The organism is Aeromonas sp. PI_26 (assembly GCF_027854445.1).
In the GTDB taxonomy this organism is placed as follows: Bacteria; Pseudomonadota; Gammaproteobacteria; order Enterobacterales; family Aeromonadaceae; genus Aeromonas; species Aeromonas veronii.
Map to the genome: position 1 here is coordinate 188,142 of NZ_JAJNOE010000007.1, position 14,920 is coordinate 203,061.

The 14,920-nt window shown below is 57.5% G+C and carries 17 protein-coding genes; 11 read left to right on the top strand and 6 right to left on the bottom strand.

From position 1 onward, the window contains the following. Positions 1 to 30: 30 nt before the first annotated feature. Positions 31 to 1,425 (bottom strand): replicative DNA helicase, encoded by a 1,395-nt coding sequence (dnaB, locus tag LRL22_RS10270; protein ID WP_026035132.1) that lies wholly within the window; start codon positions 1,423 to 1,425, stop codon positions 31 to 33. Between the two features lie 363 nt (positions 1,426 to 1,788). Here dnaB and LRL22_RS10275 point away from each other — a divergent pair, with 363 nt between their 5' ends. After that, positions 1,789 to 2,649, top strand: a complete 861-nt coding sequence (locus LRL22_RS10275; protein ID WP_005335275.1) for a Tim44 domain-containing protein — start codon at positions 1,789 to 1,791, stop codon at positions 2,647 to 2,649. A 426-nt stretch (positions 2,650 to 3,075) separates the two neighbouring features. Here the strand turns inward: LRL22_RS10275 and slyD are convergent, their stop codons facing one another. Together slyD and LRL22_RS10285 are read right to left on the bottom strand one after the other, a co-directional pair. Continuing rightward, complete coding sequence (gene slyD, locus LRL22_RS10280) at positions 3,076 to 3,747, bottom strand: peptidylprolyl isomerase (RefSeq protein WP_100645229.1); 672 nt, start codon at positions 3,745 to 3,747, stop codon at positions 3,076 to 3,078. Between the two features lie 143 nt (positions 3,748 to 3,890). After that, positions 3,891 to 4,094, bottom strand: a complete 204-nt coding sequence (locus LRL22_RS10285) for a YheV family putative zinc ribbon protein (protein ID WP_005335287.1) — start codon at positions 4,092 to 4,094, stop codon at positions 3,891 to 3,893. 39 nt (positions 4,095 to 4,133) lie between these two features. On the opposite strand from LRL22_RS10285, the gene LRL22_RS10290 reads away from it, so the two are divergent. The 3 genes from LRL22_RS10290 to LRL22_RS10300 all read left to right on the top strand — a co-directional run bounded on the left by LRL22_RS10290 (position 4,134) and on the right by LRL22_RS10300 (position 6,898). Then, on the top strand, positions 4,134 to 4,793 hold the full coding sequence (locus LRL22_RS10290) for an AraC family ligand binding domain-containing protein (RefSeq protein WP_270905334.1): 660 nt from the start codon (positions 4,134 to 4,136) through the stop codon (positions 4,791 to 4,793). Between the two features lie 152 nt (positions 4,794 to 4,945). Then, a complete protein-coding gene (locus LRL22_RS10295) occupies positions 4,946 to 5,845 on the top strand; it encodes a chemotaxis protein (RefSeq protein ID WP_005335289.1) in 900 nt (299 codons plus the stop codon). A gap of 66 nt (positions 5,846 to 5,911) precedes the next feature. Then, the gene (locus LRL22_RS10300; protein ID WP_270905335.1) at positions 5,912 to 6,898 is read left to right on the top strand and encodes a hydrolase; all 987 of its coding nucleotides are present in this window, start codon (positions 5,912 to 5,914) and stop codon (positions 6,896 to 6,898) included. Here LRL22_RS10300 and LRL22_RS10305 read toward each other — a convergent pair. Further along, positions 6,877 to 8,028, bottom strand: coding sequence for a GGDEF domain-containing protein (locus tag LRL22_RS10305; RefSeq protein ID WP_270905336.1), 1,152 nt, complete (start codon positions 8,026 to 8,028; stop codon positions 6,877 to 6,879). The two genes, LRL22_RS10300 and LRL22_RS10305, sit on opposite strands and share 22 nt — an antisense overlap. 97 nt (positions 8,029 to 8,125) lie before the next feature. Between LRL22_RS10305 and LRL22_RS10310 the strand changes: the two genes are divergently transcribed. From LRL22_RS10310 to LRL22_RS10320, 3 genes are read left to right on the top strand one after another with little or no spacing between them, the layout of a single operon-like run. Continuing rightward, a complete protein-coding gene (locus LRL22_RS10310; RefSeq protein ID WP_005335298.1) occupies positions 8,126 to 8,350 on the top strand; it encodes a YheU family protein in 225 nt (74 codons plus the stop codon). Positions 8,351 to 8,402: 52 nt separating this feature from the next. Then, positions 8,403 to 9,272 (top strand): phosphoribulokinase, encoded by an 870-nt coding sequence (locus tag LRL22_RS10315; protein ID WP_005335299.1) that lies wholly within the window; start codon positions 8,403 to 8,405, stop codon positions 9,270 to 9,272. A gap of 16 nt (positions 9,273 to 9,288) precedes the next feature. Then, the gene (locus LRL22_RS10320) at positions 9,289 to 9,822 is read left to right on the top strand and encodes a DUF4136 domain-containing protein (RefSeq protein ID WP_005335300.1); all 534 of its coding nucleotides are present in this window, start codon (positions 9,289 to 9,291) and stop codon (positions 9,820 to 9,822) included. Positions 9,823 to 9,963: 141 nt separating this feature from the next. Here the strand turns inward: LRL22_RS10320 and LRL22_RS10325 are convergent, their stop codons facing one another. Beyond that, the gene (locus LRL22_RS10325) at positions 9,964 to 10,260 is read right to left on the bottom strand and encodes an MliC family protein (protein WP_043820839.1); all 297 of its coding nucleotides are present in this window, start codon (positions 10,258 to 10,260) and stop codon (positions 9,964 to 9,966) included. 93 nt (positions 10,261 to 10,353) lie between these two features. Next, on the bottom strand, positions 10,354 to 10,758 hold the full coding sequence (locus LRL22_RS10330; protein ID WP_005362569.1) for an OsmC family protein: 405 nt from the start codon (positions 10,756 to 10,758) through the stop codon (positions 10,354 to 10,356). Between the two features lie 300 nt (positions 10,759 to 11,058). Between LRL22_RS10330 and crp the strand changes: the two genes are divergently transcribed. The 4 genes from crp (at position 11,059) to LRL22_RS10350 (ending at position 14,876) form a co-directional block, all read left to right on the top strand. Further along, complete coding sequence (gene crp, locus LRL22_RS10335; protein WP_005335304.1) at positions 11,059 to 11,697, top strand: cAMP-activated global transcriptional regulator CRP; 639 nt, start codon at positions 11,059 to 11,061, stop codon at positions 11,695 to 11,697. A gap of 125 nt (positions 11,698 to 11,822) precedes the next feature. Next, positions 11,823 to 12,623, top strand: a complete 801-nt coding sequence (locus tag LRL22_RS10340; protein ID WP_128816510.1) for a putative RNA methyltransferase — start codon at positions 11,823 to 11,825, stop codon at positions 12,621 to 12,623. 336 nt (positions 12,624 to 12,959) lie between these two features. After that, the gene (locus tag LRL22_RS10345) at positions 12,960 to 14,066 is read left to right on the top strand and encodes a porin (protein WP_216961114.1); all 1,107 of its coding nucleotides are present in this window, start codon (positions 12,960 to 12,962) and stop codon (positions 14,064 to 14,066) included. Between the two features lie 174 nt (positions 14,067 to 14,240). After that, the gene (locus LRL22_RS10350) at positions 14,241 to 14,876 is read left to right on the top strand and encodes a murein L,D-transpeptidase catalytic domain family protein (protein ID WP_158111356.1); all 636 of its coding nucleotides are present in this window, start codon (positions 14,241 to 14,243) and stop codon (positions 14,874 to 14,876) included. The last annotated feature ends 44 nt before the right edge of the window (positions 14,877 to 14,920 follow it).

Sequence of the window (14,920 nt, forward strand, 5' to 3'; positions counted from 1 at the left end):
TGGCAAAACCACCATCACCTTGGGTTTACATCAATAATCGTCATCAAACGCCGGGCCGGCGTAGTTGTCGAACCGGGAGAACTGCCCCTGGAAGGTGAGACGCACCCGGCCGATGGGGCCGTTACGCTGCTTGCCGATAATGATCTCGGCAATCCCCTTGTCCGGGCTGTCATCGTGATAAACCTCATCACGATAGATAAACATGATCAAATCCGCATCCTGCTCGATGGAGCCCGATTCACGAAGGTCCGAGTTGACCGGGCGCTTGTCGGCCCGCTGTTCCAGGCTTCGGTTCAGCTGGGAGAGCGCCACCACCGGGCACTGCAGCTCTTTCGCCAGCGCCTTGAGGGAGCGGGATATCTCGCCGATCTCCAGGGTACGGTTATCGGAGAGCGCCGGCACCCGCATCAACTGCAGGTAGTCCACCATGATCATGGATAGGCCACCGTGCTCGCGTGCCACCCGACGGGCACGGGAGCGCACATCGGTCGGAGTGAGGCCGGAGGCGTCATCGATATACATCTTGCCCTTCTCCAGCAGCAATCCCATGGTGGAGGAGAGGCGCGCCCAATCCTCGTCATCGAGCTGACCGGTACGTACCTTGGTCTGATCGATGCGACCGACCGAGGCGAGCATACGCATGATGATCTGCTCGGAGGGCATCTCCAGCGAGAAGATAAGCACCGGCTTGTCGGCAGTGAGGGCCGCATGCTCGCACAGATTCATGGCAAAGGTGGTCTTGCCCATGGAGGGACGGGCCGCCACGATGATCAAGTCCGAACGCTGCAAACCGGCGGTCATCTTGTCGAGATCGTTGTAACCGCTCGATACCCCGGTCACCCCGTTGTGCGGGGTCTTGAACAGCTCTTCAATCTTGTCGACAGTCTGCTCGAGGATCAGCTTCAGGGGCTGAGGCCCCTCGTTGGCGCTGGTGCGTTGCTCGGCAATCTTGAATACCTTGCTCTCGGCCAGATCCAGCAGATCGCCGGAGGTACGGCCCTGTGGCTCGTAACCCGCTTCGACTATCTCGTTGGCGACCGAGATCATCTCCCGCACCACCGCCCGCTCGCGCACGATTTCGGCGTAGGCGTTGATGTTGGCGGCACTCGGGGTGTTCTTGGCGATCTCCACCAGATAGGCGAAGCCACCCGCCTCTTCCAGCTGTTCGGAGCGCTCCAGCTCCTCCTGCAGGGTGATGAGATCGATGGGGTTGCCCGCGTTGGAGAGGCGGGTCATGGCCTGGAAGATCAACCGGTGCGGACGGCTGTAGAAATCCTGATCAATAACCCGTTCGGCAACCCGATCCCAGGCATCGTTATCCAGCATCAGGCCGCCCAGTACGGACTGTTCGGCCTCAAAAGAGTGGGGAGGAACTTTCAGCTGTTGTGTCTTGGCGTCTTTTTTCGCCGTCACTTGCTCTGCCATACACATAAAAACCGCAGCGGGAAGGGGACGGGAATTTTACAAAAGAAAGCCAACTACGGCGAGCCCTATCTGGCGGCTCATACCATCATAAAGGGCCAAACCAGTGTCTGCTCTACCTTGACCATTTTGATTTTGCTTCGCATTTTGCGCTCCTTGCGACTCAATCTTCTGCTTTTCATCCGGTTTACTCCTCTTGTTTGACGCCGCATCGCGACAACCTCGTTCATGAATAATTCATGCCAGAGGTGATATTGATGAATACAAGCTGCGACACAATTAGGGACAGGCAGCCTGCCATGCGCCTTGCTGAGCTTGCCAAAGCGGAGCATGCCCCACCCACAGACGAGAGTGAAAAGAGTCAAAATGAAAAAGATGCTGACCCTGTTTGCCGTGATCCTGGCCATTGGCCTGGGGGCACCTCACGCCGAAGCCAAGAAGTTTGGCGGCGGCAAATCCTTTGGTAAAAGTTACAAAACTGCGCCGGCCCAGCCTGCGGCCAAACCGGTCGACAACAAGAATCCGACACTGAATGCCCAGACTCCGCCGAAAAAGAGCGGCATGATGGGCGGCCTGCTGGGCGGCCTGCTGGCCGGTGGCCTGTTTGCCTACCTGCTGGGCAGCGGTGCCTTTGAAGGTCTGCAAGGAATGGACTTCCTGCTGATCGCCCTGCTGGCGCTGGGTGCCGTCTTCCTGATCCGTACCCTGCGCAAGGGCAAGGTCGCGACGCCACAGCCACAACAGGCGGCCTATGCGGGCTATCAGCCGCCGCAATCTGCTGCCCCGCAGCAGTTTGAGCAGAGCAACAGCGCACCGCAAGCCACCGGCTTTGCCGACAGCGACGTGCCGTTCCGCCTGCCGCCGGGCTTTGACATGAACAGCTTCCTGGCCGGTGCCCGCGATCACTATCGCACCCTGCAAGAGGCGTGGAACAAGAACGATCTGGAAAAGGTGCGCGAGTACGTCAGCCCCGAGCTGTTTGAGCAGCTCAAAGCCGAGCGCGCCGAACTGACTGGCGACCAGCATACGGAAGTAATGTATGTGGATACCCAGCTGGTACGTGCTGACTATGGCAGCGACTGGGCTCAGGTGAGCGTGCGCTTCAGCGGCCGCTACATGGACCGTCAGGAGCAGGTCGAAGAAGACATCAAAGAGGTGTGGCACCTCGAGCGCGATCTGGCCAAGAACAATGCCCCTTGGCATATCGTCGGTATCGAACAGCTGTAAGGCTTCGAGCCTATCAGTTAGTCACTAGGCAATAGCCAGTCAGTTAAGCCTGACTGGCTATTTTTTTATGGGGCACAACGAGACCAAATAGAGACTGACGCTGGCTCGTTATAGCTGTTGGAACATGAAGTAACTTGGTCATATTGTGCCGATGAAGACACCGATTTGATGACTCGTTTGCAGATGGCGTTTGCGCTCCGCACAAAAGCCCCATCGCGGAACCGAGAGGGAATAACGCTGAGCATTAACCAAAAATAAGCGGCCCTGTTAGCTTGGGAAAAGCCGCGAGCCTATTTGACAGACATAAAAAATCCGAAGCCAGAACAACCGGCTTCGGATTTCATCATCCAAGGAGGAGCCATTAACGAGCATTAATTGCTCGGTATGACTCCTACGGCAGATTTCTTATCATCGGCATGGCCGTGATCAGTGGTGATGGCCCTTGCCACCACAACCGCCGCCACCGCAGCAGCCGCCGTGACCATGGTCGTCACCGTGGTCGTGGCCATGATCGTGACCGTGGCCAGCACCACCGCAGCAACCGCCGTGGCCGTGATCCTCATCGTGGTCGTGACCATGACCGCCACAGCAGCCGCCGTGATCGTGGTCATGACCGTGATCGTGACCGCATCCACCGGCACCGTGAACGTGGCCGTGAGCCAGCTCTTCGGCAGTGGCAGCACGCACATCCTTGATCTCGACCTTGAAGCCCAGAGTCACGCCAGCCAGCGGATGGTTGCCATCTACCTTGACGAACTCTTCGGACACTTCAACCACGGTCACCGGACGGTGGCCATCGTCGGTTTCAGCCACAAAAGTATCCCCTTCGGAGACTTCCATACCGTCGAACAGCTCGCCCGGTACTTCTTGTACCAGTGTCTCGTCATATTCGCCGTAGGCCTGGCTCGGTGCCAGAGTCACTTCGAAGGCTTCACCTACCGCGCGACCTTCCAGCTCGGCTTCCAAGCCTGAGACCAGGTAACGGGTGCCGTGCAGATAGACCAGCGGCTCTTTGCCGACAGTGCTGTCGATGACTTCACCGTGCTCGTCGGTGACTGTGTATTCCAGCGTAACCACGCTCAGAGGAGCTACTTTCATGTCAGGATCCTGCGGATAGAAAAAAACGGGCTCAGAATACCCTAAAAAGCGGGCCGCGCATATGCCGTGCGGCGCCACGGAGTGACGAAAAAAACGGCAACAGCGTCAGCGAGGAGACCCGCACTCCACCCGCCGTTGCCTTATCAGGGGCGAAACACCCCGATCACCTCTTCCGCCTCGCGAGTCTGCTTGTCGACCTCGGCAGGCGTTTGTACCTGGGTATCGCCACAGGCGACGCAGGTCACCTTCTCGACTCCATGCTCCAGATACAGCATCATGTTGTCCAACTTGCCGCACGCCGGGCAGACCGCACCGGCAATGAAGCGTTTTTTACGTCTGGTTTCCATATTTGTTACCTCCAGGCAGCATCATATCAGGGTTTTTACATGCATCACGCCATCGAGTATCACCATTTTTCCTGTCACGACCTGCAGGCTGGCAACCGCAAACGAACTCCGGTCGGGCAGCTGTTGCGGATCACCCGGGGCGCCGCGCTGCTGAGACTGGGCCAACATGAGCTGTTGCTGCCGGCAGGCAGCAGCTTCTGGCTCTGCGCCGATGCCCTTGCGGCCTTCAGCCCCCTCAGCGGTTGCGAGTACGATCAGCTGAATGTCTCTTTGCGCATGGCTCAGCCGCAGCAGGCAGGCTGGCTGCAGGCCACGCCCCTGCTCGATGCCCTGCTCGACTCGCTGGCCCGATGGCAACGTCCAAAAGAGTGGCAAGGGGCCTACGGTCAGCGACTGCAGGTGATCCTGGATGAGCTGCAACAGTGCGCCATCAGCCAGCAGGGTCACGGTGAGCTGCAAGCCTGCTGGCAAGCGATGGCCAATGGCCAACCGGAGTCTCTGCAACTGTGGGCACAACAAGCCGATGCGCCGGTGGAAGGGAGTGAATTGCAACAACAGTGGCAACTGCTGCAGGCGCTCAGATTGCTCAAAGGCGGCAGCAAACCCGCGCAGGTGGCCAGCAAGCTGGGTTATGCCGATGAGGCCGCGTTGCAAGCGGCCTGCCAGCAATGGGGCGTTGGCGAGGATAGCGATCAATAACCGGACGCCGATGGAATACGCCAACGAAATTGGCTGAATGAGTCCAGTTTTTTGCCAGATGGTCGTTAACAAGGAAGGGCCATTCCCCCCGTAATCCTTTATGCTAGAGGCCTGAAGTGACTGCCAACGTTTCGACCAACAGGACATCTGCCATGACGAGCAAAGCCAATCAATCCCAGGGCATGTTGCTGTTTCACCTTTCAGCCAAACAATCCTTTGCCATCGGTACCCTCAAGGTGAAGGAGATAGTGCCCTACACCCAGCTGACGGCAATGCCGCACTCGCACCCGACCGTGTTGGGGGCCGCCAATATGCGCGGCTCCACCATTCCGGTGATCGACATGGCGATGGCGGTGGGCTATCGCCCCATCAGCAAGGAGGAGATGCCCCACTGCTTCATCATCATTACCGACTGCCGCCGCACCCTGGTGGGCTTTCTGGTACGGGGCATCGACAAGATCACCGAGTGCAACTGGCGCGATATCGAATCGCCCCCCGCCTCCCTCGGCCACAATGTGTTCGTAACCGGCGTGACCCGGGTCAATGACCAGCTGATCCAGCTGCTGGATGTGGAGCTGATCCTCTCCCGGGTCTATCCGGATGATCCGAGCCACCTCTATCCGGTACTGACCGATGTGCAGCGGGAACGGATCAAGCCGATGCGGATCCTGCTGGTTGATGACTCTTCGGTCGCCCGCCGTCAGCTGATGGCCGCCCTCGACTACATCAATATCCCCTATGAGGTCTGCACCAATGGCAAGGATGCTCTGACCCTGATGCAGACGCGGGCGAGCCAGAAGACCCCGATCGACATTCTGGTGAGCGATATCGAGATGCCGGGGCTCGATGGCTACGAGCTGGCCTTCGAGGTACAGAGCGACAGCAAACTGGCGGGGGCCTACATCATCCTGCACACTTCGCTCTCCAGCGAGATCAGTGTGGAGCGGGCCCATCAGGTGGGAGCCCATGAAGCGCTGACCAAGTTCGAGGCCAATGAGCTGATTCAGGCCATGCTGCGCGGCGCCGAACATCACGATCGCCTGCTGAAATAAGCCAATGACTGGCGGGAGGAACACACCTCCCGTCCTCCTTATCTTCGACCCAGACCGACTGACCCCATGCTGACCGAGAGCCACTTCCACGCCCCCTGGTGGGCACGCAATCCTCATCTGCAGACCATATTGCCCAAATGGCTGCGCCGCCCCCCTGCCCGTTTTGTGGCGGAGCGGTTTGAACTGCAGGATGGGGACTTTGTCGACCTCGCCTGGAGCGGGGAAGTCAGCCTTGATGAACGGCCGCTGATAGTGGTGTTTCACGGGCTGGAGGGGAGCATTCACTCCCACTATGCCAAGGGATTGTTCGCCCACCTGCAGCAAGAGGGCAGAGAGGCTGTGCTGATGCACTTTCGCGGTTGCAGCGGCGCGCCCAATCGCCACCTGCAGGCCTATCACTCCGGCGCCATCGGTGATGCGCAGGAGCTGATTGCCGAGCTGAGCCAGCGCTTCCCGGGCAAACCGCTGATCGCCATCGGCTTTTCACTGGGTGGCAATATGCTGGTCAATCTGCTGGCGCGGGGCTGTCCTGCGGCATTGAAAGCGGCTGTGGTGGTCTCGGCCCCGCTGCAACTGGCAAGCTGCGCCGAGCGGGTCAATCAGGGTTTCTCGAAGGTCTATCAGAACTATCTGCTGCGCACCATGCGCCGCAACCTGCTCAACAAGATCCGCCAGCAGCAGAAAGCGAGTGAACGCTGGCAACCTCGACAAGTGGAGCAGATTGCCACCCTGCGCGATTTTGACGAGCTGGTTACCGCGCCTCTGCACGGCTTTCACAGCGCCACCCACTACTACCAGAGCTGCTCGGGACTACCGCTGCTGGCTCAAATCCCCATCCCTACCCTTATCCTGCACGCCGCCGACGATCCCTTTATGTCACACGCGGTCATTCCCCGGCCGGAGCAACTCTCGCCCACGGTGCGCTATGAGTTGAGCCAGCGTGGCGGCCATGTCGGCTTTCTGCACGGCACGCCCTGGCGGCCACGGTTTTGGCTGGATGAGCGGATCAGTCGCTGGATTGCCGAACAGAGTCACTCCGCAACACAGAACTGATTGCGTCCCGACTCCTTGGCACGATAGAGCGCCTGATCGGCCCGCTCCAGCAGCTGGTTTGCCCCTTCACCGGACACATTGCTGGCAATCCCCTGACTCACCGTCACCCAGGGGGCAACATCGGACGCCAGATGCTCCAGCTGCAGGCTGGCCAAGCCATCTTGCAGCCGCTGCGCCACGCTGGCCGCAGCCTGACGGTCGGTATTGGGCAGCAGCAGCACAAACTCCTCTCCGCCATAGCGGGCCACCAGATCAGATGGCGTGCGTACCGCACGGTTGAGCGCTTGTGCCACCTCCTTGAGACACATATCCCCCACCTGATGGCCATAGTGGTCGTTGAAGCGCTTGAAATAGTCCACATCGATCAGGATGAGCGATAGCGGAGCGCCGCTCTCCTGGCTATGGGCCAACGCGCGGTCCAACTCGATATTGAAATGCCGCCGGTTGGCGACACCGGTCAGAGGATCTTGCTTGGCGAGCTGATCAAGTTTGCGCAGCAGCGTCAGATTTTCATGCTCCCGCATGATCGCCAACTCAAACCAGCGGTGCAGCATGCGGCGGCCGACCTCCAGCGCAATCACGCCAAACAACACGCCAAGCAGGTAGATCTGGGGAAAATCGACGCGTAAAAAGAGTTCCAACCCCACACCCACCGTCATCGGGCCCAAGAGATAGCCATAAAACACCTTGCGATCGGGATAAAACGCAATGAGCGCAGCCAGCAGGTTGAGCCGCATGATCCCGTTGGCATAGCTGACCCCTCCCCGCAGCTCCACCTGACCAATCGTGTAGATGTGCAGCGTCCAGAGTCCGCCCCATAGCACCATCACCAGCGCAGCCATCCGTAACCAGAGGCGATCCTGCAGATGGTCACAAAACAGGCTGACAACAGGTAGCAGCAATAGCACCACCATGACCAGGGCCAGCTCACTCTGAAAGCGCCAGGGCAAGCTGTCATCACTGGCGAGCCCGACCTGGCTGTAAACCTCGTAGCGTATCGAAAGAAACAACACCACCAGCCAGTTCAACAACCAGAACCACACCATGCCTCGGGCAATCGCCTCTCGACGTGCGCTGTCCAGATGCTCAGTCAGGGTTAACGGCGCGCTGCGCTGCGCTTCAGACAACATCTCTCAGACTCCGGTGAAAAGGTAAAAAGTGATTGCATTCGCGGGATTCAACACAACAATAGCCTGACGATCACCTCTTTTGCTGTGAGACCTTTAAATGATCATTCCCTGGCAAGAACTGGACGGCGACACCCTGACCAACCTGATCGAACACTTTGTGTTGCAGGAGGGAACCGAATATGGAGAGCAGGATGTACCGCTTGGCGTCAAAGTCGATGCAGTGAGAGAACAATTACAGCAAGGCAAAGCTGTCATCGTCTATAGCGAGCTGCACGAATCGGTGAATATCGTCATGAAAGACCGCTTCATCGAGCAGTCTTGACCCAACCGCAATCCGGACCTTATAACGGAATTCCCAAGGAAGAGAGAATCCCATGTCGGCCAAGCACCCCATTATTGCTGTTACCGGTTCGTCCGGTGCCGGCACCTCCACCTCCACCAACGCTTTTCGCTCCATGTTCCATCAACTGGGATATACCGCGGCGGTGGTGGAAGGTGACAGTTTTCACCGCTACACCCGACCGGAAATGGATGTAGCGATCCGCAAGGCGCGCGAGCAGGGGCGTCATATCAGCTATTTTGGCCCTGAGGCCAATGACTTCGGGCTGCTGGAGAGCTTTTTTCAGGGCTATGGGCAGGATGGCAATGGCCAGTATCGCCGCTACCTGCACAGCTTTGACGAGGCGGTGCCCTTCAACCAGATGCCCGGCACCTTCACCCCCTGGCAGCATCTGCCCAGCAATACCGATCTGCTGTTTTATGAAGGGCTGCACGGCGGTGTGGTCACCGAGGATCACAATGTGGCGCGCCACGTGGATTTTCTGATAGGCGTAGTGCCCATCGTCAACCTGGAGTGGATCCAGAAGCTCATTCGCGATACCTCGGAGCGAGGGCATTCCCGCGAGGCGGTAACCGACTCCATCGTGCGCTCCATGGATGACTACATCAACTTCATCACCCCGCAGTTCTCGCGCACCCATATCAACTTCCAGCGAGTACCAACGGTGGATACCTCCAACCCCTTCAGCGCCAAGGTGATCCCGAGTCTGGACGAGAGTATGCTGGTGATCCGGTTTCGCGGTATCAAGCAGGTGGATTTCCCCTACCTGCTGTCGATGATCGATGGCTCATTCATGTCGCGAATGAACACCATAGTGGTGCCGGGTGGCAAGATGGGCTTTGCGATGGAGCTGATCCTGCGCCCGCTTATCCAGCAATTGATCGAAACCGGCAAAATAACCTGATTCAAAGGAGTTCACGATGCGGCTTGCTTATCTCTCTGTGGCACTGCTCGCCCTGCTTGGCGGTTGCAGCAGCGGGCCAGCGGCCCCCACGCTGGAGTCCGGCACCATGCTGGTTCGCCCGATGGGCAACTGGACCTATGGTGCAACCCCGCGCTACGCCCTGGCCGAACAGTATCAATTTGCCGGTGAGCTGGCGGAAGGGTGGCTTGAGCCGATGCAGCAGGCGGTGAGCCGGGAGCTCAATGGCAAGGGGTGGCAGAGTGCACCGCTCGACGAGGCGGATCTCTGGGTCGCCATCGGCGTCGCGGGCGGCAAGGATATGAGTGACGGCGAAATTTTCGCGCGCCTTGGCATGACGCCCGGGGTATATGCCTCGGCCAACCAGCGCAAAGGGTCGCTGGCCATCGTGCTGCTCGATCGTAAAACCCAGAAAGCAGTCTGGAGCAGCATCATCCAGCTGACCAGCGACGTGAGCATTGCAGACAGCCAGCGTCAGGCGCTTAGCCAGCAGCTCGCGGCCGAGCTGCTCAATCGCGTCCCCACCAACTAGCGCTTGCTTAGTGATAACGGATGGATAGAAAAACGGCTTGCCTCCCGGCAAGCCGTTTTTTGTGGTCTCAACCTCTTGACCCAATCCGGCCTAGGCCAGACCCGGGCACAAAGCTGCACACCTTCAGCTATCTGTGGTCACTTATTTAAGTGTACAGGTCAGCAGCGTTACTCCTTTCTGAGTGAGGAGGGCTTGTTTCTCCTGATTCCAGAAAGTGGTGACGCTGTCGGAATATTTGGCGCCAGACTCTGACTCCACACGCGCCAGCTTGTGATAAACCCCGGCATAGGGGAACTGCACCATGTCAGCCTGGGCATCATAGGTAACGGCCAGCATCTCTTCGCCACACTGGTATTGGCTGTATTGATACTGGGTAGGTTGCGGGCTGCTGCACGCCGCCAGACCCAAAAGGGGAAGCAGAGCGATCAATTTTTTCATTGCACTTTCCTTATGTAATGGCTTTATGTCATGGCCTTGTGCAGTGGCCTTACGTAACGGCCTTATGCCAGGGTACCAACGAAACTATCGTTATCAAGCTTCAACAATTTGATAACTATGGGTAATTTGTACCGCTTTTTCCAACATCAGGGAAACAGAACAGTATTTTTCCATCGACAGATCGACCGCTCTGGCAACCTGTTTCTCTGCCAATCCCTTGCCCGTCACCACGAAGTGCAGATTAATCTTCTCGAAAACCCGGGGCACGCTATCGACCCGTTCGCCACTGACATCAACATGGCATGCGGTCACCGACTGGCGCGCTTTTTCGAGGATGGAAACCACATCAATGGAGCTGCAGCCACCGACCGCCAGCAGGATCATCTCCATCGGGCTGGCCCCCTCACCGGGGTTGGCACCATCCAGGATCACCTTGTGACCGGATTCACTCTCACCCACAAACTTCATCCCTTCCACCCAGCTGACCTTGGCTTTCATCTCGCACTCTCTCCTGTTAATCATGATGATGGATCCCTAGCATAACCCAGTCGCTTATCTCTGCCGAACAGGGGGAGTTGGGATGGAAATAGATCAAAATCAACATCTCCGACCTCTATCTTCCCTAGAATGGCCGAAGCGGCGCAGCAGGCATTACTCAAAGGGCTCTGTCAAAAGCCCGCAAAGCCTTGTCAGCACAGGCAAAGGCTCTTATCCTACTGCGACCAATACAAGGAATGGCAAGATTGGCAGCTTGCCCGGACGCACAAGTCCATAAAAAGACACTACAGAGGAATTCTCATGGTCATTGGCAAACCGCAAAGCGATCCCACCCTGGAATGGTTCTTGTCGCACTGCCACATTCATAAGTATCCCGCCAAGAGCACCCTGATCCATGCGGGTGAAAAAGCGGAGACCCTCTACTACATCGTCAAGGGCACTGTGGCCGTCTTGATCAAGGACGATGAGGGCAAAGAGATGATCCTCTCCTATCTGAACCAGGGTGATTTCCTGGGCGAGATGGGGATGTTCGAGGAGAACGAGAACCCCGAGCGCTCCGCCTGGGTTCGCGCGAAAGGCTCTTGCGAAGTGGCAGAGATCTCCTACAAGAAGTTCCGCCAGCTGATCCAGGTCAACCCGGACATTCTGATGCGTCTCTCTGGCCAGATGGCCAAGCGCCTGCAACACACCAGCCAGAAAGTGGGTAACCTCGCCTTCCTGGATGTGACAGGCCGGATCGCCCAGACCCTGCTCAACCTGGCCAAACAGCCGGATGCCATGACCCACCCGGATGGCATGCAGATCAAGATCACCCGTCAGGAGATCGGCCAGATCGTCGGCTGCTCTCGTGAAACCGTGGGCCGCATCCTGAAGATGCTGGAAGAGCAGGAGCTCATCTCTGCTCACGGCAAGACCATTGTGGTATTTGGCACTCGCTGATGACCCGTCCGCAGGCCTGACTGAGGCCTTGGGATAAAAAAGGCTGCTACGGCAGCCTTTTTTGATCCTCTCCCCTATAATCCCGAACGCCCTTCACTGTTCCGGCATTCGCCCAGAGAGTTACTATGCACCTTCAATGTCCCCGCTGCCGCAGTCCGCTCCATCTTCATGAAGCCTCCCAGGGGCGCTATTGCGACAACAAGCATCACTTCGATCCGGCACCGGAAGGTTATCTGGATCTCATCCCCGGCAAGAAAAACCCCAAAGACAGCGACAGCCGCGCCCTGATGCGCGCCAAACACCATTTCCTAGAAGCCGGCCACCAACTGCCGCTGGTCGAGGCCATGGCCGCTCTACTCGCTCCGCTGGCCCCGCAAGAGCTGGTTCATCTGGGATGTGGTGAAGGCTACTACTGCCGCGCGCTGGCAGAGCGCCTGCCCGGCTGGCAGTTTGCTGGGGTTGATATCGCCAAGAACACCATCTTTGCCGCCAAAAAAGCGCAGCCGGACGGCCAGTTTGTCATTGCCGATCCCGCTCGTGCACCGCTGCAACCGGGCTCTGCTCAGGTGCTGCTGGTCAACGATCTCAAGGTAAAGACCGAGCAGCTGGTCAGCTGGCTGGCCCCCGGTGGCTATCTGCTCTATCTGCAGCCGGGCCCCCGTCATCAGTGGCAACTGCGGGTCAGCCTCAATCCGGTGAGCATGGAACACCCCCTCAGCTGGCCAACCCTCGGCGGCCTCAATCCGGTGACTCAACAACGCTGCCAGTTCAGCTTCACCATGGATCAGGCCATGCGCAGCTTTATTCTGGAGACCAGCCGTCTTGGCTGGCGGGCAACCGGTGAGCAGCGTCACGCTTTCGCTCAACAGGGCCCGAATGAACTGGAACAGGATCTGCTGCTGACCCTGTGGCAAAAGCCCATCTGATCACTGGGGGGAGCCTTGCAAGGCTCCCGCCCCGTTTTTCCCGCCCCATTCTCCCCTGCGTGATCTAGCTCACAACTTGAGCCATCGACCTTGTTGCTCAGAACAGCCTTGATATCAAAAAAGTCACTAGAAAATAATTCATTGAATTTAATCTCTTTTTATCTTGTCAAAAACCGTCACACCCAGTCTTGATAACGACCTCGTCACCTCAATTAAACAACGATGGATTCAGGCCCAGTCAAGGTTGGGACGCCTACCGTGTGGCTATCGGACTATTTCCGATTTCACAGAACCGACAACAAGTTCGGAAGTGTTTACATCAGAGGAATAACGCATATGAAGAAGTCTGCACTGACTATTGCCATCTCCAGCCTGCTGCTGGCGAGCGGCGCCCATGCTGCTACCGTTTACAACCAGAACGATACCAAGCTGGATATCGGTGGCCGTGCACAAGGTGCTTACTACGGTACTGACGACAACGGTTCCGAAGGTGACCAGAGCTACTTCCGTCTGCACGTTGCTGGCGAGACCAAGATTGCTCCCGAGATGAAGGCGTTCGGCTTTGCCGAGTACAACCTGCCGACTTCCGGTTCTGACAACGACGAGCTGCGTTATGCCTATGCCGGCATCAAGCACGACCGTTTCGGCGCATTCAGCTATGGTCGTCAGGATGGTCTGTTCACCAAGGCCGTCAACAACTATACCGACGTCCTGCCTGAGTGGGGCGGTGACGGCCTGGGCAAAGATACCGAAGTATTCGGCACCGGCCGTACCAACGGTCTGGCCCAGTACATCTACACCTATCAGGGTCTGACTCTGGGTGCCCAGTTCACCGGTAACAACGATCCGCAAAACGCCGGTCGCAGTGCAATCACTGAATCTTTCAACGGCAACACCTACAACGGCGAAAGCTGGAATAGCAAAGGTTCTGCTGAAGGCTTCGCAGTATCTGCCAACTACGATTTCGATATGGGCCTGAGCCTGGGTGCTGCCTATAACCAGGCTGGAAAGACTGACGAGCAAGCTCGCTATGCCGCCTTCGGTGGCGACAAGGATGCCAAGCTGATGGGCTTCGGCGCCAAATATGCAACTGGCGACCTCTACCTGGCTGCAACCTACTCCCACGGTGAAGACCACCTGTTCGTCAACAACGGCTACGCCGAGAAGATGGATGGCTACGAAGCCGTTGCCCAGTACACCATCGGCAAGTTCAAGCCTTCTCTGGCCTACCTGCGCACTGACGTGAAAGACTCCGCTCGTGGTATCGATGATACCTACACCGAGTACGTATCTATCGGTGCCTGGTACAACTTCACCGACAACTTCAACGCCTACGTTGATTACAAGCTGAACCTGCTGGACTCCGTAGATGGCAAGTCCACCAACTCTCTGGGCAAGAACACCGATGACGTAGTCGCGGTTGCCCTGCAGTACAACTTCTAAGTAATTGGAAGTCAGTTATACCCTGTGATACCAATGTCTACTGTTTGAATTACTTCCGGCCGCTCTGCGGCCGGTTTTTTTATTGCGCCTTTTCAGCACCTTGCATATAACTATCGAGCGGATTGATGGCAATATCCGCGTCGTTGACAGGGTGTGACAAGGAGATATTCACGGATGAGACAAGCGCGCGGGAACATAGACTGGCAACGCGGATGGCTGCTGTTGCCACTGCTGTTGATATCACTCATCTGGAGCAGTACAGCAGATGCCAGCTGGGATCAGAGCCTCTATCGTCAACTGGGTCTGGCCGGCAAGCTGGATAAACAGACCTTTCGTCAGGCACTCAACAGTTATCAAACTGTGCGCCACAAACGCAAACCCATTCTCACCATCATCGATTACAGCAAGCCATCCACCCAGCGCAGACTGTTTGTCATCGATATGAAACGCCACAAGCTGCTTTATCACACCTGGGTCAGCCATGGCCGCAACTCCGGTGAACTGGATGCTGAACGCTTCTCTAACCAGCTCAACTCTCGGCAAAGTTCTCTTGGCGTCTATCGCACGGCGGAAACCTATCAGGGCAAGCATGGCTATTCGCTGCGACTCGATGGCTTGTCACCGGGTAAAAACTGCAATGCCCGCAAGCGTGCCATCGTGGTACACGGCGCCGCCTATGCCAGCCCGACCCATCTGCGCAAATATGACAAGCTGGGCCGCAGCTGGGGTTGCCCCGCCCTGCCCAAAGAGCAGGCCAGAGCCATCATAGATACCATCAAGGGAGGGAGTGTCATCTACGCCCACGGCTAGCGGGCACAACACCAGAAAACGCAAGGCCAGCAATCGCTGGCCTT